Consider the following 17531-nt stretch of genomic DNA (forward strand, 5'->3'; position numbering starts at 1 on the left):
TCCTTCACGCCCCACCGTACCGCCTTGCGCCGCGGCCGTGCGGGGAGCGATGTCGTGTTCACTCAGGGCTGTAAACATCAAAACCCCCCGTTCTGTTCCGTATCCTGTGCCCGCTCATTCTCTGCGCGTTCGCTCAAGAGCCGCTCAAGCAGCAGCTCAAGCACACTCCGTACACTCTTCATACGGATTTCCGAACGGTCGCCGTTCAACCGCAACGCGGCCACTTTCCGGCTACGAGCGAAACTGCCGGCCTGACCCCCGGACCCCTCAACCCCGGCGCCGGCTCCCGCGTCAGCCCCTCCGGATCCCGCCTCGAAGGCCATGGAGTCCCCCGGACCGGCGACGGCCACGAACACCGTCCCCACCGGCTGCCCGTCCTGCTCGTCGGGCCCGGCCACGCCTGTGGTCGCGATTCCCCAGTCGGCGCCGAGGACCCTGCGCACCCCGGTCGCCATCTGCAGGGCGACCTCGGGATCCACTGCCCCTCGCTCGGCCAGGAGAGTGCCGTCGACGCCGAGGACGTCCCGTTTCAGCTCGGTCGCATACGAGGTCACGGACCCGCGGAAGACGCGCGAGGCGCCCGGCACCGAGGTGATGTCGGCCGCCACGAGGCCGCCGGTGAGCGACTCGGCGACCGCGAGGGTCTCGCCGCGCTCGGTGAGCAGCCGGAGCACCACGGCGGCGGTGGCGAGGCCGTCCGCCCCTCCACCGCCGACCGCTCCGGACGTCACTGCTCCGCCGCCGCCTCACGTTCGTCGCGGGCGGCACGCTCGGCCGCCATGCCCTGCCGCCGCAGCACCACGGCCTGCTTCACGTAGTCGAGGCCGGTGAGCACGGTCAGCGCGACCGCCACCGCCATCACCCAGAACCGGAAGGTGGCCAGCGGTCCGGTCAGCGCCAGGACGTACATCCCGACCGCCGTGCCCTGCGCGAGGGTCTTCATCTTGCCGCCGCGGCTGGCCGGGATCACCCCGTACCGGATGACCCAGAAGCGCAGCAGGGTGATCCCGAGCTCACGCCCGAGGATCACTCCCGTCACCCACCAGGGGAGGTCGCCGAGGCTGGAGAGACAGATGAGGGCTGCCCCCATGATCGCCTTGTCGGCGATGGGGTCGGCGATCTTCCCGAAGTCCGTGACCAGGTTGTACGTGCGCGCCAGATGCCCGTCGAAGACATCCGTGATCATGGCGACGGCGAAGGCCGCCCAGGCCCAGGCGCGCCAGACGGGGTCGTAGCCGCCGTCCGTGAGCAAGAGCACGACGAAACCCGGCACGAGGAGGAGCCGGACCATGGTCAGGATGTTCGCGATGTTCCAGAGGCTGGCCTGGTTGACGGCCGCAGCGCCCAGTTTCCCGCCGGGCGCCGGCCTACCGGAACCGCCCGTAGCGGACGCCGGGACTCCGGTCATCTGCCCGCCTCCTCAGAACACCCGAGCGGCTCGGCGACCAGGTCCACGCCCTGGGTGCCGATCACCTTTGCCTCGACGATACGACCCACGCTCAGGCCCTCGCTGCTCGTGAGCAGCACCTGTCCGTCCGTCTCGGGCGCCTGGTGCTCTCCGCGCCCGACAGCGCCGTCCTCGTCGTCGATGGACTCGACGAGCACGTGGACCGATTCGCCGACGCGCTCGTCCGCGCGCTGCGAGACCAGCTCCTCGGCGAGCCGCGACACGCGCGCGAGGCGCTCGGCGACGACGTCCTCATCGAGCTTGTGCTCGTACGTCGCAGCTTCGGTGCCCTCCTCGTCGGAGTAGCCGAAGACGCCGATCGCGTCGAGGCGGGCGCCGGTGAGGAAGCGCTCCAGCTCGGCCAGGTCGGCCTCGCTCTCGCCGGGGAAGCCCACGATGAAGTTCGACCGGACACCGGCCTGCGGCGCCTTGTCCCGGATCGTGGAGAGCAGGTCGAGGAACCGGTCGGTGTCCCCGAAGCGCCGCATGGAGCGCAGCACGGCGGGTGCCGAGTGCTGGAACGAGAGATCGAAGTACGGGACGACCTTGTCGGTGCCCGTGAGGACGTCGATGAGGCCGGGGCGCATCTCGGCGGGCTGGAGGTAGCTGACGCGCACCCGCTCGATCCCTTCGACGGCGGCCAGCTCGGGCAGCAGCGTCTCCAGGAGTCGGATGTCGCCGAGGTCCTTGCCGTACGAGGTGTTGTTCTCGGAGACGAGCATGACCTCCTTGACGCCCTGTTCGGCGAGCCAGCGCGTCTCACCGAGGACGTCGCTGGGCCGGCGCGAGATGAAGGAGCCGCGGAAGGACGGGATGGCGCAGAACGAGCAGCGGCGGTCGCAGCCGGACGCCAGCTTCACCGAGGCGACGGGGTTCGTCCCGAGGCGGCGGCGCAGCGGGGCACGGGGGCCGGACGCGGGCGCGAGACCGTCGGGCAGGTCCACGGGGGCGTGTCCGGGAAGCGCCACCTCGGCGCCCGCGTCCTGCCGCTCGGCAGGGCTGATCGGCAGCAGCTTGCGCCGGTCGCGCGGGGTGTGGGAGGCGTGGATGCCGCCGTTGAGGATGGTCTGGAGCCGGTCGGAGATGTCGGCGTAGTCGTCGAAGCCGAGCACGCCGTCGGCCTCGGGGAGGGCTTCCGCCAGGTCCTTGCCGTACCGCTCGGCCATGCAGCCGACGGCCACGACGGCCTGGGTTCTGCCATGGCCCTTGAGGTCATTGGCTTCGAGAAGGGCGTCGACGGAGTCCTTCTTGGCGGCTTCGACGAAGCCACAGGTGTTGACGACAGCGACGTCTGCGGCCTCGGCGTCCTCGACGAGCTCCCAGCCGTCCGCCTCCAAGCGGCCTGCGAGCTCCTCCGAGTCCACCTCGTTACGGGCGCAGCCAAGAGTGACAAGGGCGACGGTACGGCGTTCGGGCATGGGCTCAAGACTACTTCGTCCCACCGACAGCCCCGCCCGCGAGGGTTACCCGGAGATCATCACCGGGCAACCTCCCGCTCATCCGACCTCGGGATCACCCTTGGTGTAGGTAAGGCGCTCGACCTGTCCGGGCTCGAACTCGTTGTCCACCTGCTTGCCGTTCACGTACAGCTGGATGGCGCCCGCGTCGCCGAGGACGAGGTCGACCTTCTGGTTGTCCTGGAAGGTCTTCGACTCACCCTGCTCGAGCAGGCCGTCGAACATGATCCGTCCGTTGTGGTCCTTCGCGGAGATCCAGCTGCGCCCGTCCGCCGCGTTGATCTTGACGGTGACCTTGTCGCGCGGTGCGGCCGCGATCGCGCTGTCGGTCGGGTCGGGCTTGGGGTCGGTGGGCTTGTTGGCCTTGGGGGTCTGCGTGGGCTTGGGCTTGCCGGTGGCCGGTGTCGCACCGTCGGCCGCCTGCTGCTTGGCACCGTCGTCGCTGCCGCCGAACGCGGTGAACCCGACGAAGCCGATCACCGCGACGATCGCGGCGACCATGGCCGCCGTCCAGTTCGGCCGGCGCGGCTCGGACCTGATCCGCTCGGCCTCGAACAGCGGAGCGGCCGCAGTCGGCGCGGGCCGCCCGCCGTGCTCGTCGGCGAACTGGGCGAGAAGCGGCTCGGGATCGATGCCCACGGCGCGTGCGATGGTCCGGATGTGACCGCGGGCGTAGACGTCGCCGCCGCACCGGGAGAAGTCGTCCTCCTCGATCGCGTGCACGATCGGGACACGCACCCGGGTGGACGTACTGACTTCGTCGACGGTCATCCCGGCGTCGACGCGCCCCTGACGGAGGACACGTCCGATCGAGGGACGGTCGTCCGCGGGCGTGGGCGCCTGCTCGACGGCCGGCGGGGGCGTCGCGTGAAGGTCATCCGAAGGACGGTCGTCTTCAGGGGAGTTGCCGATGGACACGAGGGCGCCTTTCGAGCGTGTAACCACCTGCTGGAGGTTCAGTCTAGGGGGGGTACGAAAGGGTGGGGCAACCGGGCGGTCAGACTTTGTACGCCATCGGAATGGCCGGACACAACGGCCGGTCACCCCGATGCTGGGACACGTACCTGGCCCCTCCCCCAACTTGACGTACGAGGAGGGGAAACGGTTGCCTCACGCTCCCTTACGAGTGAGCGTCGATCGCGAGTGTGAGCCGTCCGTTCCTTCTGCGGGGGCGCGCGCTGTCCCTGCGACGCGCGCCTCAGGGTTGAGCCTCCCCGCGGATCACGGCGAGCACTCCATCCAGTTCGTCAGGCTTCACAAGAACGTCACGTGCCTTCGAACCCTCACTCGGGCCCACGATGTTCCGCGACTCCATGAGGTCCATGAGCCGCCCGGCCTTCGCGAAGCCGACGCGCAGCTTGCGCTGGAGCATCGACGTGGACCCGAATTGCGTGGAAACGACCAGCTCAGCGGCCTGGCACAGCAGATCGAGGTCGTCGCCGATGTCCTCGTCGATCTCCTTCTTCTGCTTGGTCCCGACGGTGACGTCCTCCCGGAAGACGGGCGCCATCTGGTCCTTGCAGTGCTGGACGACGGCGTGGATCTCGTCCTCGGTGACGAACGCGCCCTGCATACGAGTGGGCTTGTTCGCGCCCATCGGGAGGAAGAGCCCGTCACCCTTGCCGATCAGCTTCTCGGCGCCGGGCTGGTCGAGGATGACGCGGCTGTCGGCGAGCGAGGAGGTGGCGAAGGCGAGCCGGGAGGGGACGTTGGCCTTGATGAGGCCGGTGACGACGTCGACCGACGGCCGCTGGGTGGCGAGCACCAGGTGGATGCCGGCCGCGCGCGCGAGCTGCGTGATGCGCACGATCGAGTCCTCGACGTCCCGCGGCGCGACCATCATCAGGTCCGCGAGCTCGTCGACGATGACCAGCAGATACGGGTACGTCTTCAGCTCGCGCTCGCTGCCCTCCGGCGTCTTGAGCTTGCCGTCGCGGATCGCCTGGTTGAAGTCGTCGATGTGCCGGTATCCGAACGCCGCGAGGTCGTCGTAGCGCAGGTCCATCTCGCGCACGACCCACTGCAGCGCCTCGGCGGCCCGCTTGGGGTTGGTGATGATCGGCGTGATCAGGTGCGGGATGCCCTCGTACGCGGTGAGCTCGACGCGCTTGGGGTCGACGAGGACCATGCGCACGTCCTCGGGGGTCGCCCGGCACATGATCGAGGTGATCAGGCAGTTGATGCAGGAGGACTTTCCGGAGCCGGTGGCGCCGGCGACGAGGATGTGCGGCATCTTCGCCATGTTGGCCATGACGTAGCCGCCCTCGACGTCCTTGCCGAGCGCGACGAGCATCGGGTGGTCGTCCTCGGCCGCGTCGGCGAGGCGCAGCACGTCGCCCACGTTGACCATCTCGCGGTCGGTGTTCGGGATCTCGATGCCGACGGCTGACTTGCCGGGGATGGGCGAGATGATCCGGACGTCCGGGGACGCGACGGCGTAGGCGATGTTCTTCGCCAGCGCCGTGATCTTCTCGACCTTCACGGCGGGGCCGAGCTCGATCTCGTAGCGGGTGACTGTCGGCCCGCGCGTGAAGCCGGTGACGGCGGCGTCGACCTTGAACTCGGAGAAGACGTTCGACAGCGAGTCGACGACGGCGTCGTTGGCCGCGCTGCGCGACTTGCCGGGGCCGCCGCGCTCCAGGAGGTCGAGCGAGGGCAGCGAGTAGGTGATGTCGCCGGACAGCTGGAGCTGCTCGGCGCGCGGCGGGAGGTCGCGCGGGGCGTCGGGGGCCGACTTCGTCAGGTCGGGCACGCCGGCCTTGGCCGCCGCGGCTGCGGGTTCCGGGTCCGCCTCCTTGGTCTCCTTCACCGGGGTCTTCGCCCGCGCGGTCGGTACCGGCGCCGTGCGCTCCGGAGCACTTTCCCGCTCCGTACCGACCCCCTGCGTCAGATCGGCGACGAGCGGCGACGGCGGCATGCCGTGCAGCACGGCCCCGTCGAGCGCGGCAGCGGCCGCCGCGGCCACGTCGACCGCGTCCATGGGCCGGGTCACGACGGGCTGCACAGGCGTGCGCCGGGGCCTGCGCCGCTTGGAGAGCGCCTCCTGCTCCGCCTGGTCGGGGTCGTACGCCTCCGGGTCCGCCGGGCGTCGCCTGGAGCGCGCGGGCAGGGACTCGCGCCACTGGTCGTCGTAGCGCTCGTCGTCGTCCGCCGCACCGTCGGCGCCGAGAGGGTAGTCCTCGGGGTCCGGATGGACGACGCCGAGCTTCACGCCGAGCAGCCGCAGCCGCTGCGGGATCGCGTTCACGGGCGTCGCGGTGACCACGAGCAGTCCGAAGACGGTGAGCAGGACGAGGAGCGGTACCGCGAGCACCTGTCCCATGGTGAAGCTCAGCGGGGTGGAGGCGCCCCAGCCGATGAGCCCTCCGGCGTCCCTTATGGCCTGCATGCCGTCGGTGCGGGCGGGCGAGCCGCAGGCGATGTGGACCTGGCCGAGCACGCCGATGACGAGCGCGGACAGGCCGATCACGATGCGCCCGTTGGCCTCGGGCTTCTCGGGGTGCCGGATGAGGCGTACGGCGATGCCGCCGAGCAGCAGCGGTACGAGCAGGTCGAGGCGGCCGAACGCGCCCGTGACGAGCATTTCGACGAGGTCGCCGACGGGTCCGCGCAGATTGGACCAGGTGCCTGCCGCGACGATCAGCGCCAGGCCGAGGAGCAGGAGTGCGAGGCCGTCCTTGCGGTGTGCCGGGTCGAGCCCCTTGGCGCCACGTCCTATGCCGCGGAACATCGCGCCCACGCTGTGCGCGACGCCGAGCCAGAGCGCGCGTGCGAGCCGGTACACGCCCCCGGTGGGGCTGGGCGCCGGCTTGGGCGCGGGCTTCTTCGCCGCGGCTTTCCTCGGGGGCGCCTTCTTGGCCGCGGGCTTCTTCGCGGCCGCCTTCTTGGCAGGGGCCTTCTTCGCCGGGGCCTTGGTCGGCGCGGCCGCCCTCTTTGCGGGCGACTTCTTGGCTGCGGGACGTGAGGCCATGGGTGTGAGGTTACCGGTGGAGACCACCACGGACACGTGTGCCTACTGCTTCACCCGTCCGTGTCGCGGATCGGTGTGCCCGGAGGTGACGCTTCCTCAAAAGGTGGGCTGCTGCTCAGTTCTGCGAGGGAAGTGACGGTGCGCCGCTTCCCGTGCCGGGCTCCAGGGCGTCAAGAGCGCGGCGCAGTCCGGTGAGTTTGCGCTCGAGATGCGCTGCCGTGGCGACCGCGGCGGCGTCCGCCGACTCGTCGTCGAGCTGCTTCGAGAGCGCCTCGGCCTGCTCCTCAACGGCCGCGAGCCGCGCGGAGAGTTCGGCCAGCAGCCCGGCCGGCTCCTTGGGGTCGCCGACGTCGGACTTCCCCCCGCCCTCGAGCTGGAGCCGCAGCAGGGCTGCCTGCTCCCGCAGTTGGCAGTTCTTCATGTACAGCTCGACGAAGACCGAGACCTTCGCGCGCAGGACCCACGGGTCGAACGGCTTCGAGATGTAGTCCACCGCACCGGCCGCGTACCCACGGAACGTGTGGTGCGGGCCGTGGTTGATGGCCGTGAGGAAGATGATCGGGATGTCGCGTGTCCGCTCACGGCGCTTGATGTGCGCCGCGGTTTCGAAACCGTCCATTCCCGGCATCTGAACATCCAGCAGAATGACCGCGAAATCGTCCGTGAGTAGCGCTTTGAGTGCTTCCTCCCCGGACGATGCCCGCACCAGTGTCTGATCGAGCGCGGAGAGGATGGCCTCCAGCGCCAGCAGATTCTCCGGCCGGTCATCGACCAGGAGGATCTTGGCCTTCTGCACCATGGCCCGCCCTCCTCGCCCCGGCATGGGGCCGCCCCTGTCCGCAGGACTTGGGACGGCTCCGGAAGCCGCCCCAGAGGGCGACTCCCTTGCGTCGCCCGTCCTTGTGCCGGTCATGGTAGCCGCACCCCGCCTGTCGCCACACCCTGTCACCGCGATGTCACTGTGCACGTAGCACAAACGCAGTGGGAGACCAGAAGGTTCCCCGAATACCGCACTTCTACACGGCTTCGGCCACACTCAGTCAACAACTGCTCAGTAACGCACACTTACCCGGTCACTCCCCGCGCATCCACTGCTCCATCACCGTAAGCAGATGATCCGGATCGACCGGCTTCGTGACGTAGTCGGAGGCCCCGGACTCGATGGCCTTCTCCCTGTCGCCCTTCATCGCCTTCGCCGTGAGCGCGATGATCGGCAGCCCGGCGAACTGCGGCATCCTGCGGATCGCCGTCGTCGTCGCGTAGCCGTCCATCTCCGGCATCATGATGTCCATCAGGACGACCGTCACGTCGTCGTGCTGTTCGAGGACCTCGATCCCCTCCCGGCCGTTCTCGGCGTACAACACGGACAGACCGTGCTGCTCCAGGACGCTGGTGAGCGCGAAGACGTTACGGATGTCGTCGTCGACGATGAGCACTTTCTCGCCACCGAAGAGGAACGTGCGTCGCTCCTGCGGCGCCCCTTCCTGTCCGGTCCCCGCCCACTGCTCCTGGGCACGGTCCTGCGCGGGCGCCACCGGCGCCTGCTGCCCGGGCTGTCCCGGCAGTGCCGGCCGCTGTTCGGGCGCGGCCACCTGCTTGCGGCGCCGCCTGAAGAGCGCGGCGGGACCGTGCTGGGTGTCCTGGTACGACCTGACCTCCGGCGGCATCGACGCCTCGGTCGGCATGGCACCCTCCATCGGCACGGCGTACATGCCCGGCTCGATGGACGGAGCGAGCTGCGGGTAGCCCTGCGGCGGCAGTTCGCTCGCGTGCAGCGGCATGTACAGGGTGAACGTGGAACCACGGCCCGGCTCGCTCTGCGCGTGGATCTCACCGCCGAGGAGCCGCGCGATCTCACGGCTGATGGACAGGCCGAGGCCCGTACCGCCGTACTTGCGGCTCGTCGTCCCGTCGGCCTGCTTGAACGCCTCGAAGATCACCCGCATCTTGCTGGCCGCGATGCCGATGCCGGTGTCGGTCACGGAGAAGGCGATCAGGTCGCCGTCCGCCTCCCGCAGGGAGCCCGCCTCGAGGAGCTGCTCACGGATGGCGTTGGGCACGTCCGCGCCCGCCGGCCTGATGACCAGTTCGACGGCTCCGGAGTCGGTGAACTTGACCGCGTTGGACAGCAGGTTGCGCAGCACCTGGAGCAGGCGCTGTTCGTCCGTGTGAAGAGTCGCGGGCAGTTCGGGAGAGACCCGTACGGAGAAGTCGAGGCCCTTCTCGGCGGTCAGCGGGCGGAAAGTGGCCTCCACGTAGTCGACGAGTTGCACCAGAGCGATGCGGGTCGGCGACACGTCCATCTTGCCCGCCTCGACCTTCGACAGGTCGAGGATGTCGTTGATCAGCTGGAGCAGGTCGGAACCGGCGCCATGGATCGTCTCGGCGAACTCGACCTGCTTCGGGGTCAGGTTCGAGTCCGCGTTGTCGGCGAGCAACTTGGCCAGAATCAGCAGGGAGTTGAGCGGCGTACGCAGCTCGTGCGACATGTTCGCCAGGAACTCGGACTTGTACCGCATGGAGACCGCGAGCTGCTCGGCGCGCTCCTCCAGGACCTGCCTGGCCTCTTCGATCTCGGTGTTCTTGACCTCGATGTCGCGGTTCTGCTGGGCGAGCAGCTCGGCCTTCTCCTCCAGCTCCGCGTTGGACGCCTGGAGCGCCTTCTGCCGGTTCTCCAGCTCGGCGGAACGCTCGCGCAGTTGCTCGGTGAGCTCCTGCGACTGCTTGAGCAGCACCTCCGTCTTCGTGTTAACGGAAATGGTGTTCACGCTCGTCGCGATCATCTCGGCGATCTGGTTCAGGAAGTCCTTCTGGATCTGCGTGAACGGCTGGAACGTCGCCAGTTCGATCACACCGAGGACCGTCCCCTCGAAGAGCACCGGCAGCACGATGACATGTGCGGGCGGCGCCTCCCCGAGCCCGGAAGCGATCTTCAGATAGCCCTGCGGCACGTTCTCCACGAGGATCGCGCGCCTCTCCTGGGCCGCGGTCCCGATCAGCGTCTCGCCGGGCCGGAAGGACGTCGGCATGGACCCCATCGAGTAGCCGTAACTGCCGAGCATGCGCAGCTCGTACGCGTCCTCGGGCGCGCCACCGGCCTCGGCCTCGTCCGTCGGCAGCGCCAGGAAGAACGCGCCGTGCTGGGCGGAGACGACCGGCGTCAGCTCGCTCATGATCAGCGAGGCCACGTCCTCGAGGTCGCGGCGGCCCTGCATGAGGCCGGAGATGCGCGCCAGGTTGCCCTTCAGCCAGTCCTGCTCCTCGTTGGCGATCGTGGTGTCGCGCAGGTTGGAGATCATCTTGTTGATGTTGTCCTGGAGGACCTGGATCTCGCCCGCCGCGTCGACGTCGATCTTGAGGTTCAGGTCGCCGCGGGTCACCGCCGTGGCGACGGCCGCGATGGCGCGCACCTGACGGGTCAGGTTCCCGGCCATCTCGTTCACGGACTCGGTCAGGTCGCGCCAGGTGCCGTCGACGTCGCGCACGCGCGCCTGGCCGCCGAGCTGGCCCTCCGTACCCACCTCACGGGCGACCCTGGTCACCTGCTCGGCGAACGACGACAGCTGGTCGACCATCGTGTTGATGGTCGTCTTGAGTTCGAGGATCTCGCCGCGGGCGTCGATGTCGATCTTCTTGGTCAGGTCGCCCTTGGCGATGGCGGTCGTGACCATCGCGATGTTGCGCACCTGTCCGGTCAGGTTCGACGCCATGCCGTTCACGGACTCGGTGAGGTCCTTCCACGTACCGGAGACTCCGGGTACGCGGGCCTGTCCGCCGAGGATGCCGTCGGTGCCCACCTCGCGGGCCACCCGGGTCACCTGGTCGGCGAACGAACTCAGCGTCGTCACCATGGTGTTGACCGTGTCGGCGAGCTGCGCGACCTCACCGCGCGCCTCGACCGTGACCTTCTTGGTGAGGTCGCCGTTGGCGACGGCCGTCGCGACCTGCGAGATGTTGCGCACCTGGCTGGTCAGGTTGTTGGCCATCAGGTTGACGTTGTCGCTGAGGTCCTTCCAGATGCCCGTGACGCCCCGCACGCGCGCCTGGCCGCCCAGCTGGCCCTCCGTACCCACCTCGCGGGCCACGCGGGTCACCTGCTCGGCGAACGACGACAGCTGGTCCACCATCGTGTTGACGGTCGTGACGAGTTCGAGGATCTCGCCCTTCGCGTCGACGGTGATCTTCTTGGACAGGTCGCCCCGCGCGACGGCCGTGGTGACCTCGGCGATGTTGCGCACCTGAAGGGTCAGGTTGTTGGCCATGCCGTTCACGGACTGCGTGAGGTCCTTCCAGGTGCCGGAGACACCCTGGACCTCGGCCTGCCCGCCGAGGATGCCCTCCGTACCCACCTCGCGGGAGACCCGCGTGACCTGCTCGGCGAAGTTCGAGAGCTGATCCACCATCGTGTTGAGGGTGTTCTTCAGCTCCAGGATCTCGCCGCGCGCGTCCACGTCGATCTTCTGCGACAGGTCACCGCGCGCCACCGCCGTGGCGACCTGCGCGATGTTGCGCACCTGCGCGGTGAGGTTGCCGGCCATGCCGTTCACGGAGTCGGTCAGGTCGCGCCACACACCGGCGACGCCGGGCACCTGCGCCTGACCGCCGAGCCGGCCCTCCGTACCCACCTCACGGGCCACCCGGGTCACCTGGTCGGCGAACGCGGAGAGCTGGTCGACCATCGTGTTGATGGTGTTCTTGAGTTCGAGGATCTCGCCGCGCGCGTCCACGTCGATCTTCTGCGACAGGTCACCCCGCGCCACCGCCGTGGTCACCTGCGCGATCTGGCGCACCTGCGAAGTCAGGTTCCCTGCCATGAAGTTGACGGAGTCGGTGAGTTCCTTCCAGGTACCGGACACGCCGTCCACGCGCGCCTGACCGCCAAGCCGGCCCTCGGTGCCCACGTCGCGCGCCATGCGCGTCACCTGGTCGGCGAACGAGGACAGCTGGTCCACCATCGTGTTCACGGTGTTCTTCAGCTGGAGCATCTCGCCGGACACGTCGACGGTGACCTTCTGCGACAGGTCGCCGTTGGCCACCGCCGTCGTCACCTGCGCGATGTTGCGGACCTGGCCCGTCAGGTTGCGGAAGGCGGTGTTGACGGAGTCCGTCAGGTCCTTCCACGTACCGGCCGCGCCCTGGACGTGCGCCTGGCCGCCGAGCTCACCCTCGACACCGATCTCCCGCGCCACGCGCGTGACTTCCGAGCCGAACGCGGAGAGCTGATCGACCATCGTGTTGACGGTGTTCTTCAGTTCGAGCATCTCGCCGGCGACATCGACGGTCACCTTCTGCGAGAGATCACCGTTCGCCACCGCCGTCGTGACGGTCGCGATGTCGCGCACCTGAGTGGTCAGATTCCGGAAGACCGTGTTCACCGAATCGGTGAGGTCCTTCCACGTACCCGCCGCACCCGGCACGTTCGCCTGGCCGCCGAGCTGCCCTTCCGCACCGACCTCGTTGGCCACGCGCGTGACCTCGTCGGCGAACGTGCGCAGCGTCTCGGTCATCTGGTTGATCGTCTCGGCGAGTTGGGCGACCTCGCCGCGCGCCGACACCGTCACCTTCTGCGACAGATCACCGTTGGCGACCGCCGTCGTGACCTGCGCGATCCCACGCACCTGGGCCGTCAGGTTGCCGGCCATAAGATTTACGGAATCGGTGAGGTCCTTCCACACACCCGCCACACCCGGCACCTGCGCCTGGCCGCCGAGCTCGCCCTCCGTGCCCACCTCGCGGGCCACCCGGGTCACTTCGGACGAGAAGGACGACAGCTGGTCCACCATCGTGTTGACGGTGTTCTTCAGCTCGAGCATCTCGCCCGCGACGTGAACCGTGACCTTCCGGGACAGATCACCCTTCGCCACCGCGGTCGTCACGAGAGCAATGTCACGCACCTGAGCCGTCAGCCGGTACGCCATGGTGTTGACCGAATCCGTGAGGTCCTTCCACGAACCGGACATACCGCGCACCCGGGCCTGACCGCCCAGCTTGCCCTCCGTGCCCACCTCACTGGCCACCCGCGTGACCTCGTCGGTGAACGTCGACAACTGGTCCACCAGGTTGTTGACGGTGCGCCCGACCTTGAGGAACTCGCCCCGCAGCGGATGGCCATTGCCGTCCGGCACCTGCGACCGCAGCTCCATGCGCGGCGACAGATCGCCCTCCGCGACCGCCGTGAGCACCCGTCCGACCTCGGAGACCGGGCGTACGAGGTCGTCGACCAGGGCGTTCGAGGCGTTGATCGCCGCGGCCCACGAGCCCTCACAGGCGCCCGTCTCGAGCCGCTCGGTGAGCTTTCCCTCACGCCCGACCATCCGCCGCACCCGCGACAGCTCGCCGGTGAGGTGCAGATTCCGGTCCGCCACCTCATTGAAGACCGCCGCGATCTCGGTCATGAGGCCGTCGCCCGACACCGTGAGCCGCTTGCGGAAGTTGCCGTCCCGCATCGCCACAAGCCCGGCGAGCAGTCTGTTCAGGGCAGCGGTGTCCACCGCTGTGGTCCCATTGCGCGGTTTACGCTGTTTCGCCAGGGACTGTCCGCCCTTTGCGCGCGTATTCGTGCCTCGCGACGCTGCGCCAGACTCCACTGTGTCCCTCCCGCAAGGGTCGGCCGTACTGCTCGGATTGCTCGGGTTCTCTTCGGAAGCCTGCCCAGTGTTTCACCATGGCAGAACCAGGCCATAACAGTTCGGCAGCTTCGCACACCGTCCGCACACCCTCCGGGCGGAAACACACGCGACCGGCATCCGCATGGACGGCGAAGGTAAGTAACCTTGCATGCGGCTGTCCACCCACCCCGGTCCGCCCGGCCAGGGCGGTGGCACGAGGACGACGGGCATCGGAGGGGGCGGCCGCGCCATGAGTTCGGGAGACATGGGCGTCGAGACTCGTACGACTGATACAGGGAGTTCTGTGATCACCGCGCGCGCGGCTGCCACCTTCGACCCCGTCGGGCGGTCCGTCGCGACCGCCCGCGCCTTTGTGCGCGACACCCTCCAGGGGTGGGGCTTCCCCGACATCATCGACGACGCGGTCGTCCTGACCAGCGAGCTCGTGACGAACGCCGTGGTGCACGCCGGCACCTCCGCGGAGGTCCTGTGCCTGCGCACCGACGAGGGCGTACGCATCGAGGTCGCCGACCGCTACCCGGAGCGCGAGATCCCGCTCCAGCAGTCCGCGATCAACATGGGCAGCCCCGACCGCGAGGGCGGCCGCGGCCTCCAGCTCTGCGCCGCCCTCGCCACCCGCTGGGGCGTCGACTACACGCCGACGCACAAACTCGTCTGGTTCCAACTCGCCCTTCCCCAGCGTTCGGTAGGCACCCGCACCGCGGGCCCCGCGCTCCCCACCGACCTCCTCCCGCTGGCCGACGGCAGAGTCCGGGTCGCAGTCGTCCAGGTCGACCGCACGGGAGCCGTCGCCGCCTGGAGCGAGGACGCGGAGCACCTGTTCGGATATGTCGCCGAACAGGTCGTCGGCAAACCCCTCACCGACTTCGCGGCCTGGCCGCACACCCCCGGCACGAGCACGGGAATCGCCGACGCGCTGCAGTTCTCGCGCTGGGAGGGCAGTTACGGCATCCGCGGCGCCAACGGCCGCGTGACGCCCGTCTACGCGTCCCACCTCCGCGTCCGCGACGCCGAAGGCGATCCCTCCACGGTCTGCCTCCTCGTACGCGACCACGAGCGCGCCGTCCTCCAGACCCCGCTGCGCGGCCAGACCACCTCGGAGAGCGGCACTCTGTCCGAGGGCAACGCGTCCGACCCGTTCCAGGTCTTCATCGGCTCACCCGCCCCCGACGACCTGGACGGCCTGCTCCAGCGCACGGTCGAACGCGCCCGCGACATGCTCGACGGCGACTCCGCCTTCCTACTGCTCGCGACGGACGACGAGACCGAACTGGAGGTCCGCGCCTCCACAGGCCTGCCCTCGGCCCGCCAGCGCTTCGCCCGCGTCCCCGTGGAGGTGGGCCCCGGCCGCTACGGCTCGGCCCGCATGCCGGCCGTCCACGAGGACCTCACGGTCGTCCCCGGCGCCGTCCCGCTCCTCAACGGCACGGGCATGCGCTCGGTCGTCACGGTCCCGCTCAAGGTCGAGGGCCGCCTCACCGGCTCCCTCGGCGTCGCAGCCGAGGCACCCGACCGGTACTCGAACGAGGAGGCCCTGCGCCTCCAGTTCGCTGCCGACCGCATCGCACTGGCCGTCGAGTCGGCCCGCCTCGGCGAGCTCGAAAAGCTCCGCCGCGGCTCCCTCAGCTTCCTCGTCGAGGCCTCCGACCTCCTCGCCGGCACCCTCGACCGCGACCAGACCCTGGCCCTGATGGCCCAGATGACGGTCCCGACGCTCGCCACCTGGTGCGCCGTCTACACGATCGCCGACCAGTCCTCGGAGCCGTACCTCTCGTACGTCCTGCACGAGGACGAGGAGCGCATCGACGGCCTCAAGGCACTCCTCTCCAAGATCGCCCCGCCCGACCCGGTCCCCACCCCCGGAGCCCGCGTCTGGGCGGCGCCCGCCGAGGCGGCCCACCAGGCGGCTCTACGGACGTCCAAGCGCAGCCTCGGCCTCGGCGCACCGACGAGCGTCAGCTCGGGCATCGGCACGACCCTCGCGACGGCCTCCGCGGTCGGCGGCGAGACGGTCGTTCTCCCCCTGGTCGCCCGCAACCGCGTCATCGGCATGCTCACGCTCGGCAAGCCGTCCGACGAACACTTCCGCCAGGAAATCCTGGAACTGGCCGAGGACTTGAGCCGCCGTGCCGCGCTCGCCCTGGACAACGCGCGCCTCTACTCGGAGCGCATGGCCATCAGCCAGTCCCTCCAGCGAAGCCTGCTCCCACCGGAGCTCCCGCACATCCCGGGCGTCGAGGTAGAGGTCATCTACCGCGCAGCCGGCGAGGGCAACGAGGTGGGCGGCGACTTCTACGACCTGTTCCCGATCCGCGACGGCGCCTACGGCTTCGCCATCGGCGACGTCTGCGGTACGGGACCCGAGGCCGCGGCAGTGACCGGCCTGGCCCGTCACGCCCTGCGCCTCCTGGCCCGCGAGGGCTTCGGCGGCCCCGCCGTCCTGGAGCGTCTGAACGCCGCGATCCTCGACGAGGGCGCCCGCAGCCGCTTCCTCACGCTCCTCTACGGCGAGTTGTGGCCGCAGGAGGACGGCTCGGCGGTCCTGAAGATGGTTTGCGCCGGCCACCCGCTCCCCCTGCGCCTGCGCCAGGACGGCACGGTCGAGCCGTACGCGGAGCCGCAGCCGCTCCTCGGAGTCATGGAGGACCTGGAGCTCTACGAGCAGACGATGACGCTCGACCCGGGCGACGTCCTCCTCTGCGTCACGGACGGCATCACCGAGCGCCGCGAAGGCACCCGCATGCTCGGCGACGACGGCCTGGCGGACGTCCTGACGACCTGTACGGGCCTGACGGCCGGCGCGGTGGCGGCCCGCATCATGCGCGCCGTCGAGCGCTTCGCGTCTGACGCCCCTTCGGACGACATGGCCATCCTGACGATGCGCGTCCCGGAACTCCAGAAGGACTGAGAGCCCCAACGCAAAAGGCCCCCGCCCGAAAGGGCGGAGGCCTTTGTGTCTGAGCCCCCAAGCGGAATCGAACCGCTGACCTTCTCCTTACCATGGAGACGCTCTACCGACTGAGCTATAGGGGCCTGTTGCTTTCCCGGGCTTTCCCCCGCAGCAACGGAATTAAGCATACCCGAACTTCAGCTCGGTTCGAACCGCCCCGCCAGCGCGTCAGAAAGCAGGCTGCAGCAGCCCGCCGAGCGCATTGCACGCGGAGACGACCTTCTGCAGCTCGCGCCGCGACAGCGTGGCACTGACGGGCAGCGCCAGAGTCTCGTCGGCGGCCCGCTCGGTCTCCGGCAGCGCGACGTCACGCCGGAACCGCGGCAACCGGTGCACGGGTGTCTTCACCGGCACGCGACACTCAATTCCCCTGGCGCGCACGGCATGCGCGAACGCGTCACGGTCGGGCCGCCCGTTGCCGGGCACCCGGACGACGTACTGCTGATAGGTGTGCCGCTCGCTCCCGGCGGGTGTCTGTACGCCGCTGAGCCGCGCGTTCAGATAGCCGGCGTGCGCCCGCCGCTCGGCGAGCCCGTCGTGCGGCTGCTCCGACTCGCCCTGCTCCAGGACGAGCAGCCCGCGCCGCCCACCGATCTCGCGAAGCCGCGCCACATCGGCCGGCTGCCCGAAGCGGTGTACGGCGATGATCGCAGCGGTGTGTGCGCTGACGCCGGCCTCGACCGAAGCGGGGGCGAGGCAGTAAGTGTCCGGGTCTATGTCCGCGAACACGGGCCTGGCTCCGGCCAGTTCGACCGCCTCCGCGACCTCGACGTTTCCGTAGGCGGGCACGATGACCTCGTCACCGGTTCCGATACCGGCGGCCCTCAGCATTGCAACTGTCCCCATGACACGGGATGTTGGCTGCGCAACGTGAACGCCAAGTGACGCAAAACAAAAAAGAGCTGGTCCCTGAACCGAAGTTCAGGGACCAGCTCTATAAAAGGAGTTCGGCGGCGTCCTACTCTCCCACAGGGTCCCCCCTGCAGTACCATCGGCGCTGTGAGGCTTAGCTTCCGGGTTCGGAATGTAACCGGGCGTTTCCCTCACGCTATGACCACCGAAACACTATGAAACTGTC

At 69.2% G+C, this 17531-nt stretch carries 9 protein-coding genes, 1 tRNA gene and 1 rRNA gene; 1 reads left to right on the forward strand and 10 read right to left on the reverse strand.

Annotation, left to right across the window (positions count from 1 at the left end; genetic code table 11):
* Positions 1–77 precede the first annotated feature (77 nt).
* The 7 genes from OG574_RS16110 to OG574_RS16140 all read right to left on the reverse strand — a co-directional run bounded on the left by OG574_RS16110 (position 78) and on the right by OG574_RS16140 (position 13461).
* Positions 78–731 carry a CinA family protein gene (locus OG574_RS16110; RefSeq protein WP_326773820.1) on the reverse strand — a complete coding sequence of 218 codons (654 nt, stop codon included), beginning with the start codon at positions 729–731 and terminating at the stop codon, positions 78–80.
* Entirely contained in the window at positions 728–1408 is a 681-nt protein-coding gene (pgsA, locus tag OG574_RS16115) for a CDP-diacylglycerol--glycerol-3-phosphate 3-phosphatidyltransferase (RefSeq protein ID WP_100591070.1), read from the reverse strand. Before pgsA ends, OG574_RS16110 begins: the two co-directional genes overlap by 4 nt.
* Complete coding sequence (rimO, locus tag OG574_RS16120) at positions 1405–2865, reverse strand: 30S ribosomal protein S12 methylthiotransferase RimO (RefSeq protein ID WP_100591069.1); 1461 nt, start codon at positions 2863–2865, stop codon at positions 1405–1407. The genes pgsA and rimO overlap by 4 nt, the downstream gene beginning before the upstream one ends.
* Positions 2866–2943: 78 nt before the next feature.
* Positions 2944–3822, reverse strand: a complete 879-nt coding sequence (locus OG574_RS16125) for a helix-turn-helix domain-containing protein (protein WP_326773821.1) — start codon at positions 3820–3822, stop codon at positions 2944–2946.
* Positions 3823–4102: 280 nt separating this feature from the next.
* Positions 4103–6874 (reverse strand): DNA translocase FtsK, encoded by a 2772-nt coding sequence (locus OG574_RS16130; RefSeq protein ID WP_326773822.1) that lies wholly within the window; start codon positions 6872–6874, stop codon positions 4103–4105.
* Between the two features lie 115 nt (positions 6875–6989).
* Positions 6990–7673: a response regulator gene (locus OG574_RS16135; RefSeq protein ID WP_326773823.1), complete on the reverse strand. Its 684-nt coding sequence runs from the start codon at positions 7671–7673 to the stop codon at positions 6990–6992.
* 274 nt (positions 7674–7947) lie between these two features.
* Positions 7948–13461, reverse strand: coding sequence for a HAMP domain-containing protein (locus tag OG574_RS16140; RefSeq protein WP_326773824.1), 5514 nt, complete (start codon positions 13459–13461; stop codon positions 7948–7950).
* 271 nt (positions 13462–13732) lie between these two features.
* Here OG574_RS16140 and OG574_RS16145 point away from each other — a divergent pair, with 271 nt between their 5' ends.
* On the forward strand, positions 13733–16411 hold the full coding sequence (locus OG574_RS16145; RefSeq protein ID WP_326773825.1) for a SpoIIE family protein phosphatase: 2679 nt from the start codon (positions 13733–13735) through the stop codon (positions 16409–16411).
* A 52-nt stretch (positions 16412–16463) separates the two neighbouring features.
* Here OG574_RS16145 and OG574_RS16150 read toward each other — a convergent pair.
* The 3 genes from OG574_RS16150 to rrf form a co-directional block, all read right to left on the reverse strand.
* Positions 16464–16536 (reverse strand) — tRNA-Thr (locus OG574_RS16150).
* 85 nt (positions 16537–16621) lie between these two features.
* Positions 16622–17284: a DegT/DnrJ/EryC1/StrS family aminotransferase gene (locus OG574_RS16155; RefSeq protein ID WP_326778508.1), complete on the reverse strand. Its 663-nt coding sequence runs from the start codon at positions 17282–17284 to the stop codon at positions 16622–16624.
* A gap of 114 nt (positions 17285–17398) precedes the next feature.
* Positions 17399–17515, reverse strand: a 5S ribosomal RNA gene (gene rrf / locus OG574_RS16160).
* Positions 17516–17531: the final 16 nt, after the last annotated feature.

Source organism: Streptomyces sp. NBC_01445, assembly GCF_035918235.1.
In the GTDB taxonomy this organism is placed as follows: Bacteria; Actinomycetota; Actinomycetes; order Streptomycetales; family Streptomycetaceae; genus Streptomyces.

Excerpts from the sequence above, each read along its gene's own strand:
- OG574_RS16145 (WP_326773825.1), top strand. The coding sequence starts at position 13,733 with ATGAGTTCGGGAGACATGGGCGTCGAGACTCGTACGACTGATACAGGG.
- pgsA (WP_100591070.1), bottom strand. The coding sequence starts at position 1,408 with ATGACCGGAGTCCCGGCGTCCGCTACGGGCGGTTCCGGTAGGCCGGCG.
- OG574_RS16155 (WP_326778508.1), bottom strand. The coding sequence starts at position 17,284 with ATGCTGAGGGCCGCCGGTATCGGAACCGGTGACGAGGTCATCGTGCCC.
- OG574_RS16130 (WP_326773822.1), bottom strand. The coding sequence starts at position 6,874 with ATGGCCTCACGTCCCGCAGCCAAGAAGTCGCCCGCAAAGAGGGCGGCC.
- rimO (WP_100591069.1), bottom strand. The coding sequence starts at position 2,865 with ATGCCCGAACGCCGTACCGTCGCCCTTGTCACTCTTGGCTGCGCCCGT.
- OG574_RS16135 (WP_326773823.1), bottom strand. The coding sequence starts at position 7,673 with ATGGTGCAGAAGGCCAAGATCCTCCTGGTCGATGACCGGCCGGAGAAT.